Raw genomic sequence first — 25,870 nt, 5'->3', positions numbered from 1 at the left:
CATGGTTGAATCGGTCGTTGAGTTTTTTGAAAAGTTTGGCTTTATCGGTATGTTTTTACATTCTTTCCTAGATGCAATCATCTTTCCGATTCCAGCCTTTTTCCTCCAAGTTTCATTAAGTATCTTAGATCCATCCAATGCACTATGGCTAGCAACCATTGGTTATATCGCTTGCTTGTTAGGTACACCCATTGGTTATTTAATTGGGAAAGTGTTAGGGGAATCTGTCCTTTATAAATTGTTAAAGAAAAAGTGGATTGATGCTGCTTCAGAGAAATTTAACAAAAATGGAGAAGCCGCCATTCTCATTGGTGCTTTTACACCCATTCCCTTTAAAGTGTTTACGATTTTGTCCGGTTGTTTTCATTTCTCTTTTTGGAAGCTTATCGGTTATGCTGCCATTGGAAGGGCTGTTAAATTCTATATTGTCGGAACCTTGTTTTATTTTTACGGTGCCGCATCCGCTTCATTTGTAAAAGAAGAGTTAAGTATTATCTTAGCTGCTGTTGCTGTACTTTTAATTATAGGTTATTTGTTTAAGAAGAAACGCCAATCGAAACACGTAAAGGTTCGTTATCAAGAGAGCAAAGAAGAATCTTTATAACTCGCAAAAAAAGAGGTACTTCCAATCTAATTGGAGAGTACCTCTTTTTTTCATTATGTGCTACCACCTTTTATGACTTTTCTAGATTTCTCTAATGTTTGGATCGCTTGGTCATAGTTCGCGCCAACTGTACCTGTGTATAGGCAATCAATAATATAGAGCTGGACAACTCGGGATGATGTGGCTGCACTCCGGATGTCGGATTCATTAGCAATGATTCCTATATTCAAATCACTAAGCCTATTCAGTGTATTACTTCCAAACTTAGTGATTGTGATTGTAATAGCTCCTGCCTTCTTTGCCTCTTTCATTGCAGAAATAACCTGGTTTGTTTCTCCAGAATACGATATACCCACCGCAACATCACGACTTGACAGGTTAACAGCTGATATGAGCTGCATATGAAAGTCAGGATACGCCGTACAGCTTTTACCGATTCTAGAAAATTTAAGTTGAGCATCTTGAGCCACTAATTGGGAAGCTCCAACTGCATAAAAATCTATTTTATTTGCATTTGTTAAATACTCAACTGCTTTTTGTATGGACCTATAATCCAGCGATTGATAGGATTGCTGCAATGAGCTTGTATGGTTATTGGCGAGTGCTTTCATTAGAGTCGGAATATCATCTCCAGGATCAATTTCACTATACTCATGCCGAATGGTTGATGCTAATTGTAGATCACCTGCAATCCTTATTTTTAAATCCTTAAAACCTTTAAGTCCTAAGGTTTTACATAATCGAATGATTGCAGCATCACTAGAATTGCTTTCTTCTGCAAGTCGCTGAACAGAATAGTGAATAACCTCATCTGGATGTTCCAGTATATATTGGGCAGCATTTCTCTCAGAAGGTTTTACAAATTGCAGAGACTCTTTTAGGAGAGTAAGTCCACCGTTATGCATAAATGTTTTCCTTCCTCATCATTTCGTTAGGCATGTTTCTAATTCCGTAATAGAATGGATAATATAAGTAGGAACTAACTCGCTAGTAAATGGACCAAACTCATTTCTTGTTTCTTTTTCCCATTTCTGCCTACACAAATCTATACATCCCGGATGCTTAGCTCTTTCAATTGGCGTGAGTTTTGTATACTCCTCAGGAAGTCTCCTCATGATTAAGACAGACGGAATTCCTAGTTGGTTTGCTATATTCACATCGTGGTCAATCCGATCGCCGACATGTGCTAAAATTTTTCCTTTATTAGACAGAGATTGAATCATCCTTACATCAGGTTTTGCATACCCAACTTCTTCTGGTGTAATCGTAAGGTCAAATAATCCACTTAATTGGAGTGTTTCAAGAACTGGAAATTGATATTTATAATATCCATTCGTTGCAACAGCTAATTGATAGCCCTTCCCCTTGATCTTTAAAAGGGTGTCAATAATCTCATTTTCTAAAAGATAAACCTTGGGATGGATCGAATGCTTAATAACAAGCTCCTCAATATCAATTTGAAGGTCAATGTCACTCTCTTGTAAAAACTGTTTTAAAATATCATCCCAATCATAGGCTTCCGTTATCAGATTTTCCTTCATTCTTCGGTTATGTTCTGCAACTAACGCATCTTTAACTTGTAGTTCTCCCCCTGCTTTTTCCAATACAGTCGATTCTATTTCTGGAAAAACCCACTCCACGAAGGGGTTTTGCATGAGTGTACCGTCCAAATCAAATGTAATCCATTTCTCCATTACTTAACAGCTCCTGACGTTAATCCATCGATGAAGGTTCTGGATGCAAACAAGAAAGCGATTAACAACGGCAACGAGGATAGTGTAAGTCCTGCAAATAGCAAGTTCCATTGTGTATCGTATTCTCCAAATAACGTAAGCATCCCTAATGGAATGGTGCGTAGTGCTTCATCTCTTATAAATATAAGTGGATAGAAGAAATCGTTCCAAACGTTAACTAAATTTACAATACCTACGATTGCAATTGATGGTTTCATTAACGGAAGGACAATTTTATAGTAAACTTGAAACTCGTTACATCCATCCATTCTAGCAGACTGTTCCAAATCCTTTGGTAGAGTACGGAAAAAACCATAGAATAAAAAGACGGCAAACGGAATTCCCCCTGCAACGTAAACGGCAATAAGAGAATACAAAGTATTAAGTAAGCCAAGGTCTTTCATAATTAGATACAAAGGAATGATAGCTAGTTTCATAGGAAGCATCAATCCAATCATAAAAAAGAATAATATGAAGGGATTCCATTTAAACTGAAATCTAGCCAAGTAAAACCCTGCTAATGATGAAACAAAAATAACAATGAATACTGAAGAAACACTGACGATTAAGCTGTTCCAAAAGTATCCTGAAAAATTCACCTTTTCCCAAACGGTCACATAATTCTCTAGTGAAAAGCTCTTCGGTAACCCTAAAGGAGAAGTGAAAATTTCTAGCTGACTTTTAAATGATGACATAATCATTAAAAAGATTGGATATGCGATGATTAAGGTAGTTAAGATTAAAATTAAATATTTACCAGTTTGAATCGGCCATTTTGCTCGCAAAGTACTCTCCTCCTATCTCTCGAAGTCTTTTCGTTTAAAGTAGAATAATAGAATGGCTGTTGCTGTTGCGATAATAAGGAATAATATTACGGCTAAAGCAGAACCAAGACCAATGGACTGACCACCGTCAGCTGAACCAAATGCTAGACGATAGAAATAAGTAGCTAAAACATCGGTAGAATAATATGGTCCACCTGATGATCCCTGCATCGCAAAGATAAGTTCAAAGGTCTCAAATGCACCAATAAAAGTTAGAATGGTCATGACCATTAGAGCGTTCATTGACATTGGGATAGTAATCTTAAATAACATCTTTAGACCATAAGCTCCGTCAATTTTTGCTGCTTCAAAAATCTCTTTGTCTATGGACTGAAGGCTTGCTAAGAAAATAAGCATGGAGAATCCAATCCCAGCCCAGCTATTAACGAATATAACCGTCACTAATGCTGTATCCATACTTCCTAACCATGGCTGAGCTAAAAAGTCTAAACCAATTGCCTTTAGGAACGTATTAAGAGCACCTGTCGTTGGATTCAAAATTAAACTAAACAAGAAACCAATGACGATAACGGATAAAAGCTTCGGTAGGAAAAATACCGTTTTAAAAAACTCTTTTCCTTTAATTTTGCTATGTATTAAAAGAGCTAATAAAAATGCCACTGCTAATTCGGAAAATACATTGACAAAAAAGTATACCCAGTTATGTTTAAATGCATTAAGGAACGTTTCTTTATGGGGTGATTCTGTTAGCAATGTAATGAAGTTTTCAAACCCGATAAACGAATCCTTTACAAAGCCATCCCAGGAATAAAAACTGTTCACTACCGCTGTCATCAAAGGATACAGTTGAAAAACACCATATAATAGGACCGCTGGAAGTAAAAATAAATGGACTAAATGCTTTCGATAGTTACGTTTCTTTTTTAAAGGAGTCTTTGGTAACTGAACGGATGTGTTAGGTTTAATCTCTGGCATGATATCCCTCCTTATGAAATGAAGGGCCGACCTTTTTAAAGGCCGGCCACTTCCCTATTATGATTCGAATTTATTCAGCTGCTGCTCGATCTGCATTTTCTTGTGCTTGTTTAATGACATCCTCAATTGAAATTTCACCTAGGAACATTCCTTGAAGAGCATTTTCAAAAACAGTCTTTGTTGTAGGCTCACCTTCACCAAAATGTACAAGCATTAGGTAAGGAGTAGCACTCTTATCACTTGCTGCAGCAATTTGTTTAACGATTGGATGCTCAGCTTCTACACCATTAATGGCGCTTAAACGATTCACACCATCACTGAAGATTTTTCCAAACTCTTGTGAAGCTAGGAATTCCATAAATAATTTAGCTTCTTCTGGATGATCCGTATTTTGTACAGCTGCATAAGATCCGTCTACCCATGTCATTACAACTGGGTCTTCACCTTTTTCAGCTGCAAGACCAGGAATTACCCCAATTGGTAAATCTGGAGCTGTTTCTTCAAATGTTGCTAATCTGTAGTCTCCATTGATATACATAGCTGCTTGTTCAGTAAAGAATAAAGTTTTCGCATCATTATCCTCTAGAGCTATGAAATTCTCAGGAAAATATGGAACTAATTCTTGCATTCTCTCAACCGATTCTACAAATCTAGAATCTTCTAATGTTGCACCATTCTCTAATACATCTGTTACGAATTCATTACCATCATAAGCTGTTGGAGCAACTACCCCATGAAGTAATGAAAGAACATAGGCAGCTCTTCCTGATTGCGCAATCGGAATAATATCGTTTTGTTTTAATTCTTCACAAGCTGCTAAAAATTCTTCCCATGTAGTAGGGATATCAATACCATTCTCTTCAAATAGCTTGGTGTTATACCAAATAACACCTGAATTTAATGATAAAGGTACTCCATAAACTTTTCCGTCAGTTCCTCTTGCCGCATCCAAGTACTGTTCATTGATATTTTCAATGCCAGGTAGGTCATCAAGAGGCATTATGTATCCATTATCTGCAATGGTTTCAGCCCCTGAATATGGTCGTAACTGAATAATATCCGGACCTTCTCCTGAAACAAGTGCATTCGTTAAAATCGTGTTATATTCTGTTGACTTATAAGGTTGGAAAACAACGTTAATGTGTGGATATTGTTCATTAAAAGCAGCGATTGCTTCTTCATACATTTCTCTGTCTTCCGGTCTCCAACTATACATAACTAGTTCAACTGGATCTTTTTCACTTTCGTTCTCTGTTACATTCTCATTACTTTCATTTTCAGTATCTTTTTCAGTAGTATCTCCGTCACTGCTGTCACTACTACATGCGATTACTAGAATACTAGCAAACATCAACATGACAACTAATAAAAACCCTTTAATTTTCATTTTATTCCCCTCCTCCAATATGCAAGCGTTTACAGTAAACTGTAAAAAAACTGTCCCCCTTTTATTCCATAAATGGTGCTTTCTCCCTATGGAGAATATTCTAACAATTATAACTCTAAACAACCTGTATAAATGTGTCAACATAATATTTTATTATCTTTTGAAAATTTTAAAATTAAGTTTCATGCTCGTCCTCTTATGGACACAAAAAATCCTCCTTACTGTTGAGGAGGATTTCACCTTATTTTATCGACTATAATATTATCATTCACATAGGCCCAATTATGTGGAGCATCTAGACCTAATTGCCAATAGGTAACACCTAATAATTGATAAAAATCAACTAAACCATACTTTACACTGTAGCTTCTAATATCCTCAAACCATACAACGTGTTCCTCGGCGCCTCTCCAATATCTAAACCACGGTGACTCAGCATTTGTGTCATATTGAATAGTGGTAGATGTGGAAATGGCGAGATTTTGCATGCCCAAGACAGACCTGGCACTTGTTTGATTATCAATTACCCGCTTATCATAACCATATAACGGGAATGCGATTTGAAGTTTTCTACGGTCAATTAAGTTAGTGGCATATCGGACCACATTATTCATCCACCATATAGGTGCAATTGGGTCTGGAGGTCCTGTCGGATAACCATAATCAATTGTCATGACCGCCACAATATCAGAAATTTGCCCGATAGCACGATAATCATATCCACCAACAATTCGATTGGTTGGTAGGTCCTCCGATTTGGCATGAACGTTTACATGTAAAAGGAGAGAACCTAGTGCTATTTTTAATTCTCTTAAGAAGCTAATAAAGTCTCCTCTTCGTTGTGGAGGAATGAATTCAAGGTCTAAGCTAACTCCACCATACCCCCTTTGTCTGACAAAGTTTAGTAAGCTTGCAACTAAGTTTCTTCGTTTTTGCGGATCTTCTAGTACACCTCCAACAAGTTCTGCACTAAATTCATCGTTAATAACATTTCTTATCATTAAAAGTGGTACTACACCTATACGGTTACTTTCTGAAACGATGGTTGTATCATCTAACAATACATAAGCATATCCCTCATTCGTAAAAGAGTAAGAGACAACTGCTAAGTATGTTAGATTTCTGGCTAGTTCTCTGAATTTGGGTAAGAATTCATTCACATTATATGGAACATAAAAACCTAAGGTTTGTAGTTGATTTTTTAAGCTTGTGGGTATGCTGATATGCTGGCCAATATATAATTGAGTAGGATTTACATTCGGATTTTCGCGTAGTATAGACTGTACAGTGGTTTGAAATTGATTCGCAATTCGCCAAAGCATATCTCCTGCTTTTAATTGGTAGTGACGGATAATGGTGGGGCTTGCCTCCGGTATATATAAAGCCAAACCTGGGATGATTGCATTGGTCGATGGTAGTTTATTGACCTCTACCAATCTATTTATGGGAACTTGATATTGATTAGCGATTTTCCATAAAGTATCTCCATATTGAACGACATGAATCCTCATTAAAGCACCCCCTTCCATACTTTTATTTTATGGGGTTAAGAGGCATAAATAGTACTAATTCTCCATGATAGATTTTCTTTATTAGAATATTTCTTTATAACAATGCCTTTGGTATTATTTACTCCTTTCCGCAATTAGCGGTGTCCTGTATAATATTTTGTTGGAAAGGAGGCAGGAATCATGGCAACAATTCAGCAATATATCTTTTTTGACTTTGAAATGTTTTGTTCCCTAGAAGGTACACCATTTTCTGAAATGGAAGCCATTCGATTAGGGGCAGTCAAATATGATATAGCCACTAAAGAAATTAGCTACTTTGACCAATACATCAAACCAAAGAATCGAAATCCTCTCTCTAGTTTTTGTAAAGAGTTAACAGGAATTATGGATGAAGATTTACTATTTGCGCCTAACTTTAAACAAGTGTTTAAAGAGTTTTTATTCTGGATTGGTGGAGTTAAACGCACGCGATTCTTCTCTTGGTCAACAAGTGACTTACTACGATTAAAGTTGGATGCTGAATGTCATGATATCCCGCTAACGACGATTCAAAAAATAGAAAAGCGATACATTGATTTTCAAGGGATATTTGCAAAAAGAGTGTCAAAATCGACCCTCTCAGTCGAACATGCGCTGGAAAAGTACGGTCTTTCCTTTGTTGGTGATAAACACAATCCCATGTGGGACTCGTATAATACACTACAAATTTATTTAAACTTCTTAGATAAACCTTTAGCAACAGACTTAATTATGGTAAACCAGTATATTCGGGATGAAGTACCTATAGTTAACAGTCAATTGAACCAAATGATCACAAAAGAAATAAAAAAGGATACTTCTTTCTATTTAGAAGAATTCAGAGATACCCTGAGAATGAGAGATGCTCAAAAATTATTAAAGAAAACTCGAAAACTTAATGAAAAGTATGAGAATATACTTCTAAATAGATCAGGTATATTTTCAGAGGAAAATATATTGTATAGCAGACTAATAGTTGGGTTTTACCATGAGTTATTATCAGCTTACGAAGAACATAAGGCTCATTCATCAAAAATTATGATACTAGATGAGCACTCTGTAAGACCTTTATATCAATTCGCCAATGTTGCCCAATGAACAACCAGTTAAGAAGTGAAAACCACCTGGTTTCACTTCTTTTTTTTATTTATCTGGAAAAAAACAAAGAAATAACGGTGTTCTCCGACACCGTTTAAAAAGCTATATTTATGAAAGCATAAGTTAGATTGCTTTATTTTGTTTTCTTAGTTTGCCAGCAAACTTTTTATTGTAATAGACGGAGTAGCCTATTATGACAGGTGTTAAAAGGATAGTTGGTAAAAACCAGAGAAGTATAGAATCACCTTCAATATTCAAAAGTCTAGGTCCTCCAAATACTAAGAATGCTGTAATTGTTGCTATACAGCAAGCTAACATCCCACTTATATGTTCGAAAAACCAGTGCATCTTCTTTGAAGGCTTGCGTAGCCAATAAGCCAATTGTACACTCCCTAACACAATACCTAACAGTGGAAACCATGTGATAAGCGCCACATCAATGGTCCATCCATAAATCCCAATCCCTACTCCCGACAAAATAAGTAAAATGGAAAAGGATAGATCCAAAACATTTTGATGCCTAGAAATCCGCTTCTTTTGCTTTAACACACGTAGTCCATAGTATGCCGAAGCACCACTGAGGATCGAGATAAAAATTAAAAACCAAGAAAAAGAGTACATTCCAATGTCATCTACTTCGGTGGTAAAGATTCGATAAAATCCCATATAAAAAGCAGAAATAGAAACAGCAATCATGCCTCCAACATAAATCCACCCTACTCTTCTATGTATTTTCCCACCCTTTTTCGTCACAATTGGAATCCAAAATACAAGCAAAGCTGTAAATCCGCCAATAATGTGTAGTACTCTTAGAATGTTAAAAAGCCCTTCCATTCGTCCTCCCCCTTATTCCTCATAACTATACTTATCTTACTATAAATTTGGTAAAAAAAAGAAAAAAAGAAGAGGCATTACACCTCTTTTAAAATAATTTCTGTATCAACATAATGACTCCTACCAGGAGCCAGACTAAAACCCCGGGTCATATGGGAGGAAGGTATTTATTCCGGGGTTTATTTGGACGAATGCCTCAAGTACCGTTTACACAGTTCTTTTGGGATTTTCTTTTTAGCATCATAAAACTCCTTAGTTTATAAGGTATTTACAGAATATCCATCCAAATCTTAATAGCAGTTGCTGTAATTAACAGCGCTAAGATAACTTGTAGGATTTTAGTGTTCACTTTTTTACCTGCCATCGCTCCAAGAGGAGATGCAATTAAACTTGCTATAATCATGATAAATGCTGGAAGGTATTCAACTTGACCTGTTGTAATTTTACCAACTGTAGCCCCAATTGATGAAATGAATGTAATGGCTAGTGAAGAAGCGATTGTCATTCTTGTAGGAATCTTTAATACGACTAACATAATCGGTACTAATAGAAAAGCACCAGCCGCACCAACAATACCAGCTCCAACCCCGACTATTAACGAAAGAATCGCAGCTAATGGTTTATTAAATTTCACTTGATCCAGTGGGATATCATCTATCCCTTTTTTCGGGATAAACATCATAACAGCAGCAATTAACGCTAGGATCCCATAAACTAAGTTAATGCCACCTTCGGACATTAGTTTTGAACCATATCCACCAATAAAACTACCAATTAAAATACTAACACCCATATAAGCGATTAATGACTTATTTAGATAGCCACCTTTACGGTACGCCCAAACTCCTCCAATTGTTGCAAAAAATACTTGGACTGCACTAATACCAGAAACTTCGTGAGCACTAAATGCAGCTAATCCGAATAGTGGTGGAATGTAAAGTAACATTGGGTATTTAATAATGGAACCCCCAATTCCTAGCATTCCAGATATATATGAACCTACGAAACCAATTAGGAAAATTGTAATAATAAAGGCAAAATCCATGTCTCCCCACTCCTTTAAGAAAAGGGACCAAATCTTGGTCCCCTATTTTTTATTAACCCTTTTTAATCCAAAACTTTAAAACATCTCCGTCTTCTTCATGCTTAACCAACTCATGGCCACCTGAACTTGCCCATGCAGATAGGTCATTTTTTGCTCCTTTATCTGTAGCATGAATTTCTAATACTTGACCTGATTCTAGTTCGTTCATAGCCTTTTTTGTTCTAACGATTGGCATTGGACAAGCTAGTCCTTTTGCATCTAAAACTTTTGTTACTTCCATGAAGATACCTCCAATAATTTGTTTTTTTTATCGCACAGCACAACGGTTTGGTCCGATTTCCATTTCACGTTGCTTTTCTTCATCTGGTGTAATCTTACCCATATTTGTTTCACGAATTTCTTGATAGGCATTTGGTTGTGGTGGTAAATTTTCTGTTACCAATTTTCTAAACTCATCTTCATCTTCAATATTAAGTCCGTGGTTTTTAGCAAACAAAGTACCTAATTTTTCTGCTACACTTCCGTCATCGTTTAGCTCATCAATGATCATAAAGTGAGCTGGTAATACAATCAGTTCTTCTGAAAGCTCTCTGTAACGAGCATATAGGCTATCACGAAGATCTCCTACCCAATCCTCAGCCAATCCAGCAAGGTCTGGTCTACCAATTGAGTCGATGAATAGGATGTCACCAGATAGTAGGTATTGTTCATCCACTACAAATGATGTTGAACCAATTGTGTGTCCAGGTGAGTATAGAGCATGGATGTTGATTTTAGTATTACCGATGGTTACATCTTGACCACCTTCAAGTGGTTGATACGTAAATGTAACTTCAGTCGCATCTTTCGGAGGTAGCCAGTATGTTGCGTTTGTTTTTTCTGCAATTTTACGGCCACCAGAAATATGGTCTGCATGTAGATGTGTATCAAATACATGTGTGATTTTTGCTTCAAGGCTGTTTGCAAAATCTAAGAAAATATCTGTCATACGAGTTGCATCAATAATGGCAGCTTCACCATTAGAAACAACCATGTAAGATAGGCACCCTTTACCAATACGAACGAATTGATATACTTCTCCACCATCTTTTAAGTCTCCAACTTTAACAGGCTCAAGATGTTCACTCCATGCTTTCATACCACCTACTAGGTAAGAAACAGTACGGCCAGCTTCAGAAAGCATTTCAGCTACCATTACAGAAGACCCCTCTTTGGCACAAACTACAAGTACTTCCTTATCAGCTGGAATCTTTTCTAGAATTTCTTCCACACCATCTAGTAGATCGAAGTATGGAATGTTAAGGTATTCAAAGTTCTCACCTTCAATTTTCCAATCTTGGAAATCATTTTCGTTACGTACATCCAAGATAAACAATTCTTCTTTATTAAAAACTTTTTTTGTTACTTCACTTGAATTCATAGCTTTAACAGTCATTTTCAGATTACCCCCTATGGTATTATACTTTGTAAAAAAATATACTCATTTTGTTATTTAGTAATTGAATTTGAATTACCAGTCCACTCACTCATACCTGGGACTACGTTATATACTTTGTTGAATCCTTTTTCTGAAAGCTTTTGTGCAGCAAAATCACTACGATTTCCTGTTCTACAAACAACATAAATCTCATCTTCTTTGTTTAATTCGTTTAGTCGAGTATCTAACTCACCAAGTGGAATTGAAACAGCATTTGGAATATGATTGAATGCATATTCTGCAGTTTCACGAACATCAAGAACTACGATGTTACCATTGGATTCTAGCTTTTTCTCAAGCTCATCATTATTTGCTACATTAGGATGTTTTCTTTCCGCTTTTTCTTCATTTTCTGAAGCCTTACGGATAAAGTGCCTTAAAACATTTCCATCTTCAAGCGTACCTAAATATTGATGTCCGGAGCTTTTCGCCCACGCTTGAATATCTGCTTTTGATCCTTTGTCTGTTGCTTGCACTTCGATTACTTGACCTGCTTCTAAACTAGTGATTGCCTTTTTCGTTCTAACAATTGGCATCGGACAAGCTAATCCTTTTGCATCTAGAACAAAGTCTGTTTTTACCATTTCCATTACAATTCCTCCCACTAATTACCCACAGGGGTATATTTATCTTTAAAAAAATTTATTCTGTTTTACCTTCCCAGTCTAGCATTCCACCAGCCATGTTAATAACTTTAAAACCATTTGACTCTAGAAGTTGACATGCACGCCCACTTCTTCCACCAGAACGACATACCATAATATATTCTTTTGATTTATCTAATTCATGCATTCTAAATTCAAGTAGTCCTAGAGGGATATGAATAGCACCAGGAATCTTTCCAGCCGCCACTTCGTCTACCTCTCTGACATCCACAAGATTTAAATCTTTATTCTCAATTAACATCGTTTCTACTTCTTTGGCAGTTAGTTGTTTCATTCTATTTACCTCCTTATTATCTCCAGGCGCTTACGCCACCAGTTACATTTGTAATTTTAGTGAATCCCATTTTTTTTAACTCTTTACTTGCTTTTTGACTTCTCATACCACTTTGACAAATAACAACTACTTCTTTATCTTTGGAAAGCTCTTTCGTAGCCTTTTGTCCAATCTGGTGAAGGGGAATATTTTTAAACCCTCGAATATGGTTGGCCTTATATTCACCAGGGGTACGAACATCTACAAATTGTTTACTTTTATCCTTTAATTCTTCTTTTAACTGTGTTGTCGTGATATTTCGAACTCCCTTTGCTGGGCGCATTCTCATTAGCATGAATACTACGAATAAACCAATCACGATATAAGGTAAAAAATCCAAATATCAATCCCTCCTTTTCAATATTATGTAGGGAGAAAGCCCCCCTCTAATTAGATAAATAGGTTTACGTTTCCATCCTCAGCATCAGCTAAGTATGCAGCAACTCCAGCATATTCAATGTTATCTAAAAGTTCTTCTTGCTTAAGACCTAAAAGATCCATTGTCATTGTACAAGCAACTAGTTTCACATCTTGCTCTTGTGCCATTTCAACTAATTGTGATAAAGGCATAGCGTTGTGTTTCTTCATTACATCTTTAATCATTTTTGGTCCAAAGCCAGCAAAATGCATCTTTGAAAGACCCATCTTTTCTGCGCCTCTAGGCATCATTTTCGCAAACATTTTTTCCATAAAGCTTTTTTGAACATTGATATTTTCATCTTTACGAAGTGCGTTTAATCCCCAAAATGTATGGAAAATGGTTACCTCATGATCATAAGCAGCTGCACCGTTCGCAATAATGTATGCTGCCATTGCTTTATCGTAATCACCACTAAATAATACAATCGTTGTCTTTTTCTTCTCTGACATTGTTTCTCCTCCTTATATCAATTACATATACCAGTATGGGTATATAAGTTTGCAAAAAAAATATTATCCCTTACGAATGTAGAATGTAAATACTCCATTCTCTTCTTTAGATTCTACAAGCTCATGTCCAGTTGATGCTGCCCATGCAGTTAAATCATTTTTAGCACCTTTATCAGTTGCTACTACTTCTAGTACTTCACCAGAGGCAATATCGTTCATAGCTTTCTTTGTCTTAACGATTGGCATTGGACATGCAAGACCTTTTGCATCTAATACTTTAGCAATATTCATGAATAATTCCTCCTAATAAATTTTATATATTTTATCTTAACCTGTTTTCGTAATTACCAGTACCCCTACGGGTATATTACAAGAGAAATTTTTTTATGTCAACCCATTTAATTGTTTTAATTTTAACGGCTTTTGACGAGGAGACTGACAGCTTCTTTAATCAATTCATCTGTACTCTCCCCATTTTTCTCTGCGTCTAGTACACATTCTACCAAGTTGGAACTTACAATTACACCAACTGTACGGTCTACAGCTGAGCGAACTGCAGAAAGCTGCATAATAACCTCTTTACAGTCTTTTCCTTCTTCCATCATTTTAAGAACCCCACGAAGCTGACCTTCCATTCGTTTTACTCTGTTTTTGATTTGATCTGTATATTCCATGCTGACTCCTCCTTCCTTATGCAGTTTGATGTTTATCTCTACAATTGCAATCTGTTAACATAAACCCTTGAACATTAAATCCTCTTCTTTTTAAGAAGCGAATGCTCATATTTTTTTCCAATGGAGTAGATGCAACGACATAGATATCTTTCTGTTTTAATTCGTGCCAATATCGTTTCAAATACGCAATCGGAATATTTGTAGCTCCCTTTACAGGACTCTTATAGGATTGATTATAGTCTCTAACATCTACTATATAGCAACCTGGATCGTTTGAATCTTTCATTGGTAGACATTTAACTCCAAGTATTGGGACATAGCGTTTATATAATGATAGTAACATAATCGTTACCACTAGTATAAGCAGTATTTTCATGTTTGACCTCCTTAAAAGTAAGGAAAAAAAGCTGACAAGGAACATCTTATACCCTGAGGGGTATGTTTGTCAACCTTTCTGATAAAAAAAGATGAACGTGTCTTACACGCTCAACTTTTTAAGGCTCTTTACTTAGATTGATCAATACATTTGATTAAACGATCCTCAATATCTTTCGCCATTGCTTGGATCGGTTCATTCTCTACCATACTCACTAGCGATGTCGGTCGAGGCATTCCAATTTTCGTTTGACCGTTACTATTATAAACAACAATTTTACACGGTAAAAAGTATCCTGCCAATTCATTCTCGTTTATAACACGATAGGCTTCCTGAGGATTACACACTTCCAGTACTCTAAATTCCTTTTGAAAGTCTAATCCCTTTTCTTGGAGCTTACCCTTCAAGTCGAAATTCCATAAGACTCCAAACTTTTCTTCTTTTAAACTAGCCTCGATACTTTGAATCGCTTCATCTACACTCTTGTCTGTTTGTACTGTGTAATCAAACATATTAGCACCTTCCCTATGTAATGACTATAGTTGAACACGAATCGCGTATACTGACTCGTTAAGTTCTTCAACCTCTACTTCAAAACCTTTCTCGATTAAAAATGAACGCATCTCATCGGAATGAATTCTTTCATGTAAAGGTGGACCAACCTCTGACTCTACAGCTTGCCACTCTAGGATAAGAAATGCCCCTCCTGGTATTGTAATTCGTTTAAACTCATTAAGAGCATTTTCCATATTGGGAACCTCATGCATAACGAACGCAATTACTGATTTATTAACCGTTTGATCAGGAATATGGATATTTTCCAGATCACTTACAACAGAGTGTACGTTTTCCAACCCCTCTTCTTTTATCCGTTCTTCGAGAAGCTCTAACATCTTAGGTTCAATATCAACGGCAAATACCTTCCCCTTGGTTACTCTTTTGGCAATAGGAAGGGTTAGATATCCGTTACCAGCCCCTAGATCTGCTACACTATCAATTTCCTCAATTCCCAAAAGAGATACTATTTGATTTGGATCAACTAACTTTTTCCGTTTAGGATCCAGGAGCTTTTCAGCTTTTTCTGGTTTAAATCGATGTCCTGCCAATCCAATCAACTCCCAAAATAATCTTTAAAATAGAATATCCCACCATATTTTTATGGATGTTGCTAATATTAACAAAGCTAAAATCCATTGTAAAATTTTTGTATTTACTTTTTTACCAAAATTCGCTCCTAATGGAGAGGCGATAAGACTTGCAATAACCATAATAAGCGCTGGATAGAATTCTACTTGCCCCGTTGTAATTTTCCCGACTGTCGCACCAATTGAGGAGATAAACGTAATAGCTAAAGAGGAAGCGATGGTCATTCTCGTCGGTATTTTGAGAACAACTAGCATGATGGGTACTAAAATAAAGGCACCTGCTGCCCCTACTATTCCTGCACCAATCCCAACTATTAGTGCTAAACCTGCTGCTAGCCATTTATTGAAAGTAACTTGATCAAGTGGAATATCGTCAACATTCTTTTTCGGAATAAGCATCATAATGGCTGCAATTAAAGCCAGTATTCCGTATACGATATTGATTCCATCTTCTGTCATGAGCTTGGAACCGTAGCCTCCAACAAAGCTACCTATTAAAATACTTACGCCCATATAAATAATGAGAGTTTTGTTTAAGTAGCCCCCCTTTCGATAGGCCCAAACCCCACCAATTGTTGCAAAAAACACTTGAACAGCACTGATCCCTGACACCTCGTGAGCACTAAACGCAGCTAGCCCAAATAAAGGGGGGATGTATAAAAGTAAAGGGTACTTGATAATAGATCCACCAATTCCGACCATACCAGATATAAAAGATCCGATGAAGCCAATAAAAAAGATAACCACAATAAATCCTATTTCCATACCTGATTTTCTCCTTTCTAATGAAAGGAAGGAACAAGATGATGTTCCTCCCTCCTCATTCTTATCTTACAGCACAGCGGTTCGGACCAATTTCCATCTCGCGTTGGTTTTCTTCTTCTGGTGAAACCTTCCCCATATTTGTCTCACGAATATCTTGATATGAGTTAGGTTGAGGTGGTAAATTTTCTGTCACCGTTTTTCTAAATTCATTCTCATCGCTAATATTCAAGCCATGATTCTCATTGTATAGGTCCCCTAATTTAGCTGAAATGCTGCCATCATCGTTCATTTCTTTAATGGTCATATAATGAGCTGGTAAAACAGTTAATTCATCAGGTAATTTTTTATATCGTTCATACAATGTAGTTCTTAAGTCTCCAACCCAATCCTCTGCCTTCCCTGCTAAGTCAGGGCGACCAATGGAATCAATGAATAAAATGTCTCCTGTTAAAAGATATTGGTCGTCAATTATATAAGAGGTACTACCTATTGTATGTCCAGGAGAATATAAGGCCTTAATAGTGGTTGCCCCGACTAAGATTTCGTCCCCATCGTTGATTGGATTATATTCAAATATTACTTCTCCTGCATCCTTGGGAGGAAGATAGTAAGTAGCATCATGAATTTCTGCAAGTTTTCTTCCGCCCGAAATGTGGTCTGCATGGAGATGGGTATCCAACACATAGTTTAGCGAAACACCTAATTTATGAATCATTTCTTCATAAGGCTCTAGCATACGATTCGTATCAATCACAGCAGCTTCCCCATTTGTTTCAACAAGGTAGGATAAACACCCTTTCCCAATTCGAACAAATTGATAAATGGAGCCTCCCCCTTTGAGGTCACCTACTTTTATTGGTTCTAAATGTTCACTCCAAGCCTTCATTCCACCTTCAATAGAATAAACATCCGTGAATCCAGCTTCTGCAATTTGCTCAGCCACAAATTCTGAAGATCCACCTTTAGCACAGATAACGTATATTTCTTTATCACTTGGTAGCTTCTCCTGTATAGGGTCAATCCCTTCTAATAAATCAAAGTATGGGGCATTGATTACTTCTACATTTCTTCCTTCTATTTTCCAATCGTCAAAATCATCAGTATTACGAGAATCAATAATAAAAAGGTCTTCATGATTGATGACTTTTCTTGCAAAGTCTTTTACAGATATTGTTTTATATGAAGCATCTGACATTGATTAAATCCCCCCGACTATTAAAAAGTTAATGTGACATCAGCGTCTTTTGCAAAGGTTAAAAAGGTAACGGCCCCACCTACGTCTATCCCTTCTACAAAATGACTCTTCTCTAAGCTCATGACATCCATTGTCATCTGACATGCAATCATCTTTACACCCATTTCGCTTGCCATAGAGACAAGCTCTTCGACTGGTGGTACATTAGCCTTTTTAAATCCTTCTTGAAAGTGTTCAGCTCCGGCTGGCATTGGTAAGCTTTTATGCCCCTCCTTGTGAATCAAGTTCAGTCCTTCAAAGGTAAAAAAGATTCCAACTTCAGCATCTGTTGCAGCTGCTGCTGTTGCGATATTAAACACCTTATAAGCATCAAACATGCCACCATTTGCGGCAATAATAGCTACTTTCATATGTTTTTCCTCCTTATATTTAATGGCTTTTCTCAGTTGGTCCTGTCCAATCTTTCATTCCAGGAACCACATTTTTTACGTTATTAAATCCTTTTCCCGTTAATTTTTGTGCAGCTAAATCACTCCGACTTCCAGTGCGACAAATGATATGGATATCATCTGCCTGGTTTAGTTCCTCAAATCTTTGTTCTAATTCCCCTAAGGGAATATTGATGGCTCCTTTTATATGACCAAATGCATATTCAGCAGGTTCACGTACATCTAATACTGTCATTTTTTCATTACCTTCAATTTGTTTCGCTAACTCATCTAAGCTTGTGACATATGGATGATTTTTTTCAGGTTTTTCCTCTTCAGCTGTTGCTTTACGCAAGTAATGCTTCAGAGTATCCCCATCCTCTACAGTTCCAAGATATTGATTCCCTGTGCTTTCAGCCCAAGCTTTAATATCAGCAGTTGACCCCTTATCAGTAGCTTGAACCTCCATAACTTGTCCTGGTTCAAGGTTGGTCATCTCTTTTTTTGTTCTAACAATAGGCATAGGACATGCCAAACCTTTTGCATCTAACGTTTTGTTTACTGTTACTTCCAAGTCGTATCCCTCCTAGGGTATTGCTGAATACTTTTTAAGGTTTCCCTTTATAACTGTTAGGTATGTAATTAAAGCTTCCTTTTAGACATGAAAAAAACACCACCCAAAAAGGATGGTGTTTAACTTGGTTATCATTCGTTTGTCATGCTTCGATATTTTCCACCAAAATAAAGAATAGGGTCACCGTCTTGCATTGTTAAATCAGTTACTTCACCGATGTATAAAGTGTGATCTCCTGCAACATGAGCATCATGTAATCTACAAGTTAAATTTACTAAAGCGTCATCAATAACAGGCATGTCATTAAAACGCTTGAACTGAATAGTTTCCTCATCTTTTCTCTGTCCAGCAAATATCATCGAATATTCTTCCTGGTCTTTTGCCAAAATACTAACAGCAAACTTTCCAGCATTTTTAATAATATCGTGCATTCTAGCTTTATGATCAATGGATACGACTACTAGCTTTGGATTAAGCGAAACAGACATAAATGCATTGGCAGTCATACCATGTACATTTCCATCTACTTCGGTTGTAATTACAGTTATCCCAGTAGCGAATTTCCCCATTGCATTTCTAAACATACGATCATCCATCTCAAAACCCTCCCTAATTCCGGTTAATAACAACAAGCTTCATTTCTGTCATTTCTTCAATGGCGTATTTAATACCTTCTCTACCTGTTCCACTCTCTTTAACGCCACCATATGGCATGTGGTCAACTCTATAGGTAGGGATGTCGTTAATCATAACACCACCAACTTCTAAATCATCAACTGCTTGTAAAGCTAAATTTAGATTATCAGTATAAATACCAGCTTGCAATCCATATCTTGAATCATTAACATGGTTAATCGCTTCCTCAACTGAAGAAACTTTATTGATAATAACAATAGGTGCAAACACTTCCTGACAAGAAACCTTATGGGAAGCATCTACATTTGTAAGGACAGTTGGTAATAAGATATTACCTTCAGAAGAACCTCCCGCTAAAAGAGTAGCTCCACCTTCCTTGGCTTCCTCAATCCAACTGATTGCACGTTTTATATCTCCTTTAGAGATTAGTGCAGAAACATCTGTTTGTGAATCCATTGGGTCCCCAACTTTTAACTGCCTTGTCTTTCGGACAAATTTATCCACAAACTCGTCGTATTTTTCACTATGGACATACACTCTTTGTAGAGAAATACAGACCTGACCTTGAAAGTTAAATGCTCCCGTAACACATCGGTCTATTATTTTATCTATATTAACCTCTTTATCAACTATGACAGCGGAGTTAGATCCTAATTCTAATGTCACTCGTTTTAACCCTGCTTTATTCCGAATTCCAATTCCAACTTCAGGACTACCTGTAAAGGTAATCATACTGACGCGATCGTCTGTAACGATTTGATCCCCTACCACTTTTCCGCTTCCTGTTACGACATTTAGAGCTCCATCTGGTAGTCCCGCTTCTTGTAAAAGCTCAGCTACAAAAAATGAAGAGAGCGGTGTTTGGGAGGCTGGTTTTAAAACAACTGTATTACCCGTTGCAATCGCTGGCCCAATTTTATGGGCAACAAGATTCATTGGAAAATTAAAAGGAGTAATTGCACCAATAACACCAAGAGGTTCTCGAACTGTGTAGGCTAATCGGTTTTCTCCACCTGGTGCAGCATCAAGCGGAAGTGTCTCTCCACCAATTCGATTCGTTTCAGATGCAGCAAACTTGTACGTTTGAATGGTTCTTTTTACTTCTGCTTTTGCTGTCTCGATGGGTTTCGCTGCTTCTAAAGCAATTAAAGTAGCAGCTTCATCAAATCGATCCTCTAACAATTGAGCTAATTTAGATAAAATAGTAGAACGTTCATGCAGAGGCATTTTGGCCATTTTCTTTTTAGCACGATAGGCAGCAACAATTGCTTTTTCTACCTCTTCAGATGTTGCCATCGGAATTTCGGCAATCTCCTTTTCATTATAAGGAGATAAAAGTGTCTGATAATCTTTCGCTTCCATCCATTGACCATCAATAAATAATCTTTTTCTTTCGAGTGTCAAAATAAACACCTCCACATCTATTAAACCATATTCTTGAGTAGTAGTAGAAACGGGAAGACTCCGATAGATTCTTCCCGCTACGCTTGTTTATATAACAAATGTTGGTTTATGCTGCTTTAGCTTTGCTTCTTCTAGGTCTACTGTTTTTTCAGCATCCAAATTAAGAACCTCTGAGGCTTCGTTAAACCAACAATCTGGTGCCTCATGCCCCCAGAATGTCTGTCTACGTTTATCGTTAATATCCCATCTTACTGGCTTGAAATCAGGATCACTTGTTAAATAGTCTCCTTTGTAAAGCTCAATTCGATGACCATCCGGATCTCTTAAATAGAGGAAAAAGGCATTGGATAAACCATGTCGTCCTGGTCCTCTTTCTAAACTAGCTGTATATCCACTTGCAGCTAATACATCGCAAGCGTTAATAAGGCTCATTGGATCACTCAGCCAAAAACCAACATGATGGAGCCTAGGGCCTTTTCCATTCATAAAAGCAACATCGTGTACACTTGGTTTTCGATGTAACCAGGCTGCCCAAATTCTTTCCCCTTCAGAAGCCGTATATTCTGAGCATGAAAACCCTAGTTCATTGATATAAAAATCATAGGCTTTCTCCACATCCGGAACCATGCAGTTAAAATGGTCAATACGCTGTACTTTAGCTCCTTTATAAAGGTCATATCGTTGGAGCATCCTTTCAACTGTATCCATTTTTGCATAAAATTCTAATGGTAATCCCGAAACATCCTCAACACGTAAGGCCCTACCCATTGCTTTTTGGGTACCAGCTTCCATCCATTTTGTTTTTAATCCTTTATCTGCAAAGAATTCTGCTAGTACATCTAGCTCAACTTCTGAATATACCCGATAGCCCATTACTTCAACAGCAGGTTTTTCTGCTTTTTTCAATAAAAGGCAGTGATGACTATGTTCCTCAAGACCACGTAAATATAAATGTTGTTCATCCGATTCCGTTTCAACAAAGCCAAGAGTATTTACATAAAACTTACGAGAGGCTTCTAGATCTGTGACGTGAAGAACGGCTCTTGCAGCACGAATGATATTGAAGTTCACTCCGAACACCTCCTATACTTTTGAGAAGTTCGTTGTACTTCCTTTTCCAAGAAAGTCACGAACTCTTTGTTTAAACTCTTCTTTTTCATATCCATCGAAGTAAGCCATACCCATTCGAACTGGATCTCCAAAGAAATAGTATTCATAATGCATTTGTCTACTACCAAATGCACTCATGGTCATATCCCAAGCAAGGCGGAATAGCTGAACTCGTTCATAGCCTTCAAGATTTTTCCCTTGAAGCCCTCTGTGAATGATAGGTCCGATTTCTTCATGGTTGAAGTCTGCTTCTGTTGGAATTCCCATTAAGCCAGATGCTCCTAAAACTCTAACAATTTCTACTAGACGTGGATACACCCTTGGGTACCAGTTTCTTGCAGCATTTAACGCCTCAAAATCAGGTGTCATCGTACCCCATTTATCTAATTTCGCATTATTCTCAGCTCTATAGAGGTGGGATTTCATTGTTTCAAGTGTCAGCATAATTTCTGTTCCTTTGTCCTGAACATGCTGGAATTGGTCAATACCAATCGCATCCATAATACTTAAAGCAACACCAAGTAAAAACTCAGTCTTTACAACATTCTTGGCTAGTACTTGATGGGCCATGTGTACCACAGCATTTGTTTCACGGAATGTCCGGTTGCAGATGGAAGAATTCCCGCATACGAACACTCGCTCCCAAGGAACAAATACATTTTCAAAGGAAACAATCGCATCTCCTTCTTCAAATCGAGAAGAAAGTGGATGATCCCATTTGTTCTTCCCATAGTCAAAAGATTCACGGCTAATGAATTTTAATCCTGGTGTATTATTTGGAATGACAAAAGCTAGTGAATACGGGTCATCAAGTTCCCCTGCTTTCTTTACTGTTGAAGGGAACACGAGAATTTCGTCTGTAATCCCACCCTGAGTGGCTAACAATCGAATACCATCTACATAAATTCCGTCTTTGGTTTTTTCTTTTAAATGTAAAGCAACATTTGCATCTTTCTGTTCATATTGAGCTTTGGCTCTGTTAACTTGTGGGTGTATTAAAGTGTGCGTTAAACTAATGTCATTTTCACGAGCATACTCATAGTATTTCCGTGCGTTTTCAGCGAACATTGGATCGGCTTCAGCAAAAAGATCATTGGAAACTCCCATCGCCATCACTTCAGCATTTAGATAATCTGGAGACCGCCCCATCATTCCACCTGAAGTTAGCGCCCACTCCTGAATAGCTTCTCTTCTTTTTATCACATCATCAATAGTCTTAGGCTGCAAGAAAGTCATTCCAACCTTGTCACCAGTGGTCGGAGACGTATATAGCATTTTTTCTGGCTTTTCATGTTGAAGGTCATATAAGTGTGCCATTGACTCAATGACGTTCTTAAACGCAGGATGTTCCGTTACATCATCTACTCTTTCTCCATGTATATAAACGTTATTATTTGCTTTCTTTAAACGTTCGATATATTGCTTTCCCGTTTTTGCCGGCAATTGAATCTCCCCCTATTTCTTCTTTCCGAACTGAGGTATGTGAATATCCCCAATCGCTACATGAATCGCCTTTGGTTCTGTATAAAATTCAAAGATGGCATAATGACCACCTTCACGGCCTAATCCGCTTTGCTTCATTCCACCGAACGGAATTCTTAAGTCACGGACATTCTGTGCGTTAATCCAGATCATTCCAGCATCAATAGCTTGAGCTACACGATGACCTCGCTTAATATCATTGGTCCATACATAACCTGCAAGACCATATTTCACATCATTAGCCGCACGTACTACTTCTTCTTCCGATTCAAATTCGATTACTGCCATGACCGGTCCGAAGATTTCCTCTTGGCAAACCTTCATTTCATTTTTTGCATTGAGAAGAAGTGTAGGTGGTACGAAATTACCTTTTGAAAACTCTTCTGGCACATTTCCTTGAATAACTTCACAACCCTCTTGTTTCGCGATTTCGATGTATTGCGTGACCTTATTAAAATGTCCCTGGTCAATTAGCGGGCCTAGTTGAGTACTACCACTTAGTGGATCACCGATAATAATGTTTTCCACTCTCTCTTTGAGAGCTGCTATGAATCTATCTTTAATGTTTTTGTGTAGAAAAACACGAGAGTTTGCTGTGCAGCGTTCACCATTGAAAGAGAATATTCCCCACACGGCAGCATCTAGTGCTTTATCAAAGTCTGCATCCTCAAACACGATAAGTGGTGACTTCCCACCTAGTTCCATTGAGGTTTTCTTTAACGTGTCAGCTGCATTCTTCATGATCGTTGAACCCGTAACCGTTTCTCCAGTAAAAGAAATCGCTTTGACGTCTGGGTGTGCGACTAAAGAAGCACCGGCTGTTTCTCCATAGCCGTGCACGACATTAAAAACACCTTCTGGTACTCCTGCTTTATGAATGATTTCCGCTAACTTGTTAGCTGTTAACGGAGACAATTCAGCAGGTTTTAAAATGACCGTATTTCCAGTGGCTAATGCAGGAGCAACCTTCCATGTTGTAAGCATGAATGGAGCATTCCATGGTGTAATGAGCCCAACCGGCCCCAGTGGTTTATACACCGTATAGTTGATAAACTCATCACCTACTGGATAAGATTCTCCATGTAGTCTCGACTCGACCATTCGGGCATAGAATCGGAAATTCTCTGCAGCACGAGCAGCCATTTTCTTTGTCTGAGCAATAGGAAGTCCTGTATCTAGTGACTCCAAATATGCCAGTTCTGCGCTCTCTTCATCTATTAAATCTGCAATTCGATTTATATACTTCATCCGTTCTGATTGTTTCATGTAACCCCATGGCCCTTTTTCAAAAGCATCCTTGGCAGCTTCAACGGCATTTTTAATATCCTCTTGTCTACCTTCTGCAGTAAGGTTTATAGCCTCATTTGTAAAAGGATTAACATTCTCTATCGTAGACCCTGACTTGGCTTCAACGAATTGACCATTTATATAAAGCTTGATATCTTCTACTTTTTTGTGTAAAAGAGCTCCTTCTTGTTTTACTGTCTGATTTTGCAATGGTTATCACCCTTTCTTCTAGTAATCTTGGCTGAGTGTCTAGTTTGATGGGCCAAGCCGATTGTTTCAGAGGTGAGCGTTCTACTTTTTGAACATAGCTTAGTCTTTTTCAGAACTCGGCTCTCTCTTTTCAGAATTCAACGTACTCTTTTCAGAACTCAGCCCACTCTTTTCAGAACTCAGTCCACCTTTTTCAGAACTCAGCCCACTCTTTTCAGAACTCGGCCCACCTTTTTCAGAACTCAACACTTTTTTTCAGAACCCAGAACTCAGCACGCCTTCTCCTACTCCACCGACACCTCAACATACTGACGAAGAACCTGACGAATCTCATCCTGAATTTCTTTCGAAGGTACATCCATCGGCAAACGTAATACTGGCTTTATTTTCCCAAGCATACCTAACGCTGCCTTAACCGGTGCAGGATTCGTATCTCTAAACAACACATCATTTAATGGCATAAGTTCATAATGAAGAGAAAGTGCCTTTTCATGATTCCCTTCAAACCACGCATCGTGTAGTTCTGCAACCTTCCCTGGTGCAATATTAGCTGTTGCACTAATTGACCCAGCACCTCCTATGGCAAGCATTGGGTAGCAAAGTAGCTCAATTCCTGAATATAAATTAAAGTCTCTTCCGCAATTTAATAGCACACGGTTTACATGCTCAAAGTCCTTATTGGATTCCTTCACTCCGATAATGTTTGGGCAGTCTTCATTTAGTCGGGCTAGAGTTTTTACTTCTAAATTAGTCCCCGTTCGACCAGGAATATTGTAGACAATAATAGGAATAGAAACAGAATCAGCTACAGCCTTGAAGTGTTTATATAAAGCGTGCTGTGAAGGTTTATTGTAATAAGGAACAATCACAAGAGCAGCGTCAGCTCCTAGTTCCTCTGCTTTCTTCGTTAAATATAAAGTTTCCTCGTGGTTAGTGGAGCCTGAACCTGGGACAAATGGAACTCTTCCCCCCACAGCATCCTTTGCTCTTTCCATCACTCTGACACGCTCATCGATCGTTAAAGAGCTCGGTTCACCTGTAGTTCCTGTTACTGAAATCCCATGACTGCCACTCTCAATATGCCAGTTAATCAGATTTTCTAATGAATCTAAATCAAGCGTACCATCCTCAAAAAATGGAGTAATAATAGGTGCAATCGAACCTCTAATTCTTTTCTTTGCCTCTTCATACCTTTGCATAACTGTCCACTCCTTACTTTTCATTCATTTGTTTTCAACTTTGTCATTGATTTTGATCACACAATATTTT

At 37.6% G+C, this 25,870-nt stretch carries 31 protein-coding genes; 2 read left to right on the top strand and 29 right to left on the bottom strand.

Annotation, left to right across the window (positions count from 1 at the left end; translation table 11 throughout):
- Window position 1 precedes the first annotated feature (1 nt).
- Window positions 2–604, top strand: coding sequence for a YqaA family protein (locus ABDZ91_RS10880; RefSeq protein ID WP_343798884.1), 603 nt, complete (start codon window positions 2–4; stop codon window positions 602–604).
- Window positions 605–657: 53 nt separating this feature from the next.
- Here the strand turns inward: ABDZ91_RS10880 and ABDZ91_RS10875 are convergent, their stop codons facing one another.
- From ABDZ91_RS10875 to ABDZ91_RS10850, 6 genes are all read right to left on the bottom strand, one after another.
- Window positions 658–1,509 (bottom strand): MurR/RpiR family transcriptional regulator, encoded by an 852-nt coding sequence (locus ABDZ91_RS10875; protein WP_343798882.1) that lies wholly within the window; start codon window positions 1,507–1,509, stop codon window positions 658–660.
- 18 nt (window positions 1,510–1,527) lie between these two features.
- Window positions 1,528–2,298 carry an HAD family hydrolase gene (locus tag ABDZ91_RS10870; protein WP_343798880.1) on the bottom strand — a complete coding sequence of 257 codons (771 nt, stop codon included), beginning with the start codon at window positions 2,296–2,298 and terminating at the stop codon, window positions 1,528–1,530.
- A complete protein-coding gene (locus tag ABDZ91_RS10865) occupies window positions 2,298–3,122 on the bottom strand; it encodes a carbohydrate ABC transporter permease (RefSeq protein WP_343798878.1) in 825 nt (274 codons plus the stop codon). The genes ABDZ91_RS10870 and ABDZ91_RS10865 overlap by 1 nt, the downstream gene beginning before the upstream one ends.
- Before the next feature lie 12 nt (window positions 3,123–3,134).
- Entirely contained in the window at window positions 3,135–4,097 is a 963-nt protein-coding gene (locus ABDZ91_RS10860; RefSeq protein ID WP_343798876.1) for a carbohydrate ABC transporter permease, read from the bottom strand.
- Window positions 4,098–4,167: 70 nt separating this feature from the next.
- Window positions 4,168–5,484 (bottom strand): ABC transporter substrate-binding protein, encoded by a 1,317-nt coding sequence (locus ABDZ91_RS10855; RefSeq protein WP_343798874.1) that lies wholly within the window; start codon window positions 5,482–5,484, stop codon window positions 4,168–4,170.
- 236 nt (window positions 5,485–5,720) lie between these two features.
- A complete protein-coding gene (locus ABDZ91_RS10850) occupies window positions 5,721–6,995 on the bottom strand; it encodes a LysM peptidoglycan-binding domain-containing protein (protein ID WP_343798872.1) in 1,275 nt (424 codons plus the stop codon).
- A 180-nt stretch (window positions 6,996–7,175) separates the two neighbouring features.
- Between ABDZ91_RS10850 and ABDZ91_RS10845 the strand changes: the two genes are divergently transcribed.
- The gene (locus ABDZ91_RS10845) at window positions 7,176–8,111 is read left to right on the top strand and encodes a 3'-5' exonuclease (RefSeq protein ID WP_343798870.1); all 936 of its coding nucleotides are present in this window, start codon (window positions 7,176–7,178) and stop codon (window positions 8,109–8,111) included.
- Between the two features lie 123 nt (window positions 8,112–8,234).
- Here ABDZ91_RS10845 and ABDZ91_RS10840 read toward each other — a convergent pair whose 3' ends face one another.
- The 23 genes from ABDZ91_RS10840 to hpaI all read right to left on the bottom strand — a co-directional run bounded on the left by ABDZ91_RS10840 (window position 8,235) and on the right by hpaI (window position 25,800).
- The gene (locus tag ABDZ91_RS10840; RefSeq protein ID WP_343798868.1) at window positions 8,235–8,945 is read right to left on the bottom strand and encodes a DUF2306 domain-containing protein; all 711 of its coding nucleotides are present in this window, start codon (window positions 8,943–8,945) and stop codon (window positions 8,235–8,237) included.
- Between the two features lie 268 nt (window positions 8,946–9,213).
- Window positions 9,214–9,990 carry a sulfite exporter TauE/SafE family protein gene (locus ABDZ91_RS10835; RefSeq protein WP_343798866.1) on the bottom strand — a complete coding sequence of 259 codons (777 nt, stop codon included), beginning with the start codon at window positions 9,988–9,990 and terminating at the stop codon, window positions 9,214–9,216.
- A gap of 52 nt (window positions 9,991–10,042) precedes the next feature.
- A complete protein-coding gene (locus tag ABDZ91_RS10830; protein WP_343798864.1) occupies window positions 10,043–10,270 on the bottom strand; it encodes a sulfurtransferase TusA family protein in 228 nt (75 codons plus the stop codon).
- A gap of 27 nt (window positions 10,271–10,297) precedes the next feature.
- Window positions 10,298–11,425, bottom strand: coding sequence for an MBL fold metallo-hydrolase (locus ABDZ91_RS10825; RefSeq protein ID WP_343798862.1), 1,128 nt, complete (start codon window positions 11,423–11,425; stop codon window positions 10,298–10,300).
- A gap of 53 nt (window positions 11,426–11,478) precedes the next feature.
- Window positions 11,479–12,057: a sulfurtransferase TusA family protein gene (locus ABDZ91_RS10820; protein ID WP_343798860.1), complete on the bottom strand. Its 579-nt coding sequence runs from the start codon at window positions 12,055–12,057 to the stop codon at window positions 11,479–11,481.
- 52 nt (window positions 12,058–12,109) lie between these two features.
- Entirely contained in the window at window positions 12,110–12,406 is a 297-nt protein-coding gene (locus ABDZ91_RS10815) for a rhodanese-like domain-containing protein (protein WP_343798858.1), read from the bottom strand.
- 16 nt (window positions 12,407–12,422) lie between these two features.
- Window positions 12,423–12,785 carry a rhodanese-like domain-containing protein gene (locus tag ABDZ91_RS10810; protein WP_343798856.1) on the bottom strand — a complete coding sequence of 121 codons (363 nt, stop codon included), beginning with the start codon at window positions 12,783–12,785 and terminating at the stop codon, window positions 12,423–12,425.
- Between the two features lie 50 nt (window positions 12,786–12,835).
- Window positions 12,836–13,315 (bottom strand): DsrE/DsrF/DrsH-like family protein, encoded by a 480-nt coding sequence (locus tag ABDZ91_RS10805; protein WP_343798854.1) that lies wholly within the window; start codon window positions 13,313–13,315, stop codon window positions 12,836–12,838.
- 63 nt (window positions 13,316–13,378) lie between these two features.
- Entirely contained in the window at window positions 13,379–13,606 is a 228-nt protein-coding gene (locus ABDZ91_RS10800) for a sulfurtransferase TusA family protein (RefSeq protein ID WP_343798852.1), read from the bottom strand.
- Window positions 13,607–13,728: 122 nt separating this feature from the next.
- Complete coding sequence (locus ABDZ91_RS10795; RefSeq protein ID WP_343798850.1) at window positions 13,729–13,989, bottom strand: metal-sensitive transcriptional regulator; 261 nt, start codon at window positions 13,987–13,989, stop codon at window positions 13,729–13,731.
- A gap of 16 nt (window positions 13,990–14,005) precedes the next feature.
- The gene (locus ABDZ91_RS10790; protein ID WP_343798848.1) at window positions 14,006–14,365 is read right to left on the bottom strand and encodes a rhodanese-like domain-containing protein; all 360 of its coding nucleotides are present in this window, start codon (window positions 14,363–14,365) and stop codon (window positions 14,006–14,008) included.
- A 128-nt stretch (window positions 14,366–14,493) separates the two neighbouring features.
- Entirely contained in the window at window positions 14,494–14,877 is a 384-nt protein-coding gene (locus tag ABDZ91_RS10785; protein WP_343798846.1) for a DUF302 domain-containing protein, read from the bottom strand.
- Window positions 14,878–14,901: 24 nt separating this feature from the next.
- Window positions 14,902–15,471 carry a class I SAM-dependent methyltransferase gene (locus tag ABDZ91_RS10780; protein ID WP_343798844.1) on the bottom strand — a complete coding sequence of 190 codons (570 nt, stop codon included), beginning with the start codon at window positions 15,469–15,471 and terminating at the stop codon, window positions 14,902–14,904.
- A gap of 24 nt (window positions 15,472–15,495) precedes the next feature.
- Window positions 15,496–16,275, bottom strand: coding sequence for a sulfite exporter TauE/SafE family protein (locus tag ABDZ91_RS10775; RefSeq protein WP_343798842.1), 780 nt, complete (start codon window positions 16,273–16,275; stop codon window positions 15,496–15,498).
- 61 nt (window positions 16,276–16,336) lie between these two features.
- Window positions 16,337–17,470 carry an MBL fold metallo-hydrolase gene (locus tag ABDZ91_RS10770; protein ID WP_343798840.1) on the bottom strand — a complete coding sequence of 378 codons (1,134 nt, stop codon included), beginning with the start codon at window positions 17,468–17,470 and terminating at the stop codon, window positions 16,337–16,339.
- A gap of 20 nt (window positions 17,471–17,490) precedes the next feature.
- Window positions 17,491–17,880: a DsrE/DsrF/DrsH-like family protein gene (locus ABDZ91_RS10765; protein WP_343798838.1), complete on the bottom strand. Its 390-nt coding sequence runs from the start codon at window positions 17,878–17,880 to the stop codon at window positions 17,491–17,493.
- 19 nt (window positions 17,881–17,899) lie between these two features.
- Window positions 17,900–18,472 carry a sulfurtransferase TusA family protein gene (locus ABDZ91_RS10760; protein ID WP_343798836.1) on the bottom strand — a complete coding sequence of 191 codons (573 nt, stop codon included), beginning with the start codon at window positions 18,470–18,472 and terminating at the stop codon, window positions 17,900–17,902.
- A gap of 131 nt (window positions 18,473–18,603) precedes the next feature.
- Window positions 18,604–19,068: a flavin reductase family protein gene (locus ABDZ91_RS10755; RefSeq protein WP_343798834.1), complete on the bottom strand. Its 465-nt coding sequence runs from the start codon at window positions 19,066–19,068 to the stop codon at window positions 18,604–18,606.
- A gap of 13 nt (window positions 19,069–19,081) precedes the next feature.
- Entirely contained in the window at window positions 19,082–20,470 is a 1,389-nt protein-coding gene (locus ABDZ91_RS10750; RefSeq protein ID WP_343799017.1) for an aldehyde dehydrogenase family protein, read from the bottom strand.
- A gap of 129 nt (window positions 20,471–20,599) precedes the next feature.
- On the bottom strand, window positions 20,600–21,583 hold the full coding sequence (gene hpaD, locus ABDZ91_RS10745) for a 3,4-dihydroxyphenylacetate 2,3-dioxygenase (RefSeq protein WP_343798832.1): 984 nt from the start codon (window positions 21,581–21,583) through the stop codon (window positions 20,600–20,602).
- Window positions 21,584–21,595: 12 nt separating this feature from the next.
- Window positions 21,596–23,065 (bottom strand): 4-hydroxyphenylacetate 3-monooxygenase, oxygenase component, encoded by a 1,470-nt coding sequence (gene hpaB, locus ABDZ91_RS10740; RefSeq protein WP_343798830.1) that lies wholly within the window; start codon window positions 23,063–23,065, stop codon window positions 21,596–21,598.
- 12 nt (window positions 23,066–23,077) lie between these two features.
- Window positions 23,078–24,601 carry a 5-carboxymethyl-2-hydroxymuconate semialdehyde dehydrogenase gene (gene hpaE / locus ABDZ91_RS10735; protein ID WP_343798829.1) on the bottom strand — a complete coding sequence of 508 codons (1,524 nt, stop codon included), beginning with the start codon at window positions 24,599–24,601 and terminating at the stop codon, window positions 23,078–23,080.
- Between the two features lie 284 nt (window positions 24,602–24,885).
- Window positions 24,886–25,800 (bottom strand): 2,4-dihydroxyhept-2-ene-1,7-dioic acid aldolase, encoded by a 915-nt coding sequence (gene hpaI / locus ABDZ91_RS10730; RefSeq protein ID WP_343798828.1) that lies wholly within the window; start codon window positions 25,798–25,800, stop codon window positions 24,886–24,888.
- Between the last annotated feature and the right edge of the window lie 70 nt (window positions 25,801–25,870).

Source organism: Bacillus carboniphilus, assembly GCF_039522365.1.
Taxonomy (GTDB): domain Bacteria; phylum Bacillota; class Bacilli; order Bacillales; family JC228; genus Bacillus_BF; species Bacillus_BF carboniphilus.
This window is presented reverse-complemented; position numbering and strand designations above follow the sequence as displayed.

Bases quoted from the DNA above. Each gene is read 5' to 3' on its own strand.
- ABDZ91_RS10770 (WP_343798840.1), bottom strand. From the start codon at position 17,470: ATGTCAGATGCTTCATATAAAACAATATCTGTAAAAGACTTTGCAAGA.
- ABDZ91_RS10875 (WP_343798882.1), bottom strand. From the start codon at position 1,509: ATGCATAACGGTGGACTTACTCTCCTAAAAGAGTCTCTGCAATTTGTA.
- ABDZ91_RS10765 (WP_343798838.1), bottom strand. From the start codon at position 17,880: ATGAAAGTAGCTATTATTGCCGCAAATGGTGGCATGTTTGATGCTTAT.
- ABDZ91_RS10800 (WP_343798852.1), bottom strand. From the start codon at position 13,606: ATGAATATTGCTAAAGTATTAGATGCAAAAGGTCTTGCATGTCCAATG.
- ABDZ91_RS10870 (WP_343798880.1), bottom strand. From the start codon at position 2,298: ATGGAGAAATGGATTACATTTGATTTGGACGGTACACTCATGCAAAAC.
- ABDZ91_RS10860 (WP_343798876.1), bottom strand. From the start codon at position 4,097: ATGCCAGAGATTAAACCTAACACATCCGTTCAGTTACCAAAGACTCCT.
- ABDZ91_RS10815 (WP_343798858.1), bottom strand. From the start codon at position 12,406: ATGAAACAACTAACTGCCAAAGAAGTAGAAACGATGTTAATTGAGAAT.
- ABDZ91_RS10820 (WP_343798860.1), bottom strand. From the start codon at position 12,057: ATGGAAATGGTAAAAACAGACTTTGTTCTAGATGCAAAAGGATTAGCT.
- ABDZ91_RS10785 (WP_343798846.1), bottom strand. From the start codon at position 14,877: ATGTTTGATTACACAGTACAAACAGACAAGAGTGTAGATGAAGCGATT.
- ABDZ91_RS10835 (WP_343798866.1), bottom strand. From the start codon at position 9,990: ATGGATTTTGCCTTTATTATTACAATTTTCCTAATTGGTTTCGTAGGT.
- ABDZ91_RS10830 (WP_343798864.1), bottom strand. From the start codon at position 10,270: ATGGAAGTAACAAAAGTTTTAGATGCAAAAGGACTAGCTTGTCCAATG.
- ABDZ91_RS10805 (WP_343798854.1), bottom strand. From the start codon at position 13,315: ATGTCAGAGAAGAAAAAGACAACGATTGTATTATTTAGTGGTGATTAC.
- ABDZ91_RS10880 (WP_343798884.1), top strand. From the start codon at position 2: ATGGTTGAATCGGTCGTTGAGTTTTTTGAAAAGTTTGGCTTTATCGGT.
- ABDZ91_RS10840 (WP_343798868.1), bottom strand. From the start codon at position 8,945: ATGGAAGGGCTTTTTAACATTCTAAGAGTACTACACATTATTGGCGGA.
- ABDZ91_RS10855 (WP_343798874.1), bottom strand. From the start codon at position 5,484: ATGAAAATTAAAGGGTTTTTATTAGTTGTCATGTTGATGTTTGCTAGT.
- ABDZ91_RS10755 (WP_343798834.1), bottom strand. From the start codon at position 19,068: ATGGATGATCGTATGTTTAGAAATGCAATGGGGAAATTCGCTACTGGG.
- ABDZ91_RS10750 (WP_343799017.1), bottom strand. From the start codon at position 20,470: ATGGAAGCGAAAGATTATCAGACACTTTTATCTCCTTATAATGAAAAG.
- ABDZ91_RS10790 (WP_343798848.1), bottom strand. From the start codon at position 14,365: ATGAAAATACTGCTTATACTAGTGGTAACGATTATGTTACTATCATTA.
- ABDZ91_RS10845 (WP_343798870.1), top strand. From the start codon at position 7,176: ATGGCAACAATTCAGCAATATATCTTTTTTGACTTTGAAATGTTTTGT.
- ABDZ91_RS10775 (WP_343798842.1), bottom strand. From the start codon at position 16,275: ATGGAAATAGGATTTATTGTGGTTATCTTTTTTATTGGCTTCATCGGA.
- hpaI (WP_343798828.1), bottom strand. From the start codon at position 25,800: ATGCAAAGGTATGAAGAGGCAAAGAAAAGAATTAGAGGTTCGATTGCA.
- ABDZ91_RS10825 (WP_343798862.1), bottom strand. From the start codon at position 11,425: ATGACTGTTAAAGCTATGAATTCAAGTGAAGTAACAAAAAAAGTTTTT.
- ABDZ91_RS10795 (WP_343798850.1), bottom strand. From the start codon at position 13,989: ATGGAATATACAGATCAAATCAAAAACAGAGTAAAACGAATGGAAGGT.
- ABDZ91_RS10850 (WP_343798872.1), bottom strand. From the start codon at position 6,995: ATGAGGATTCATGTCGTTCAATATGGAGATACTTTATGGAAAATCGCT.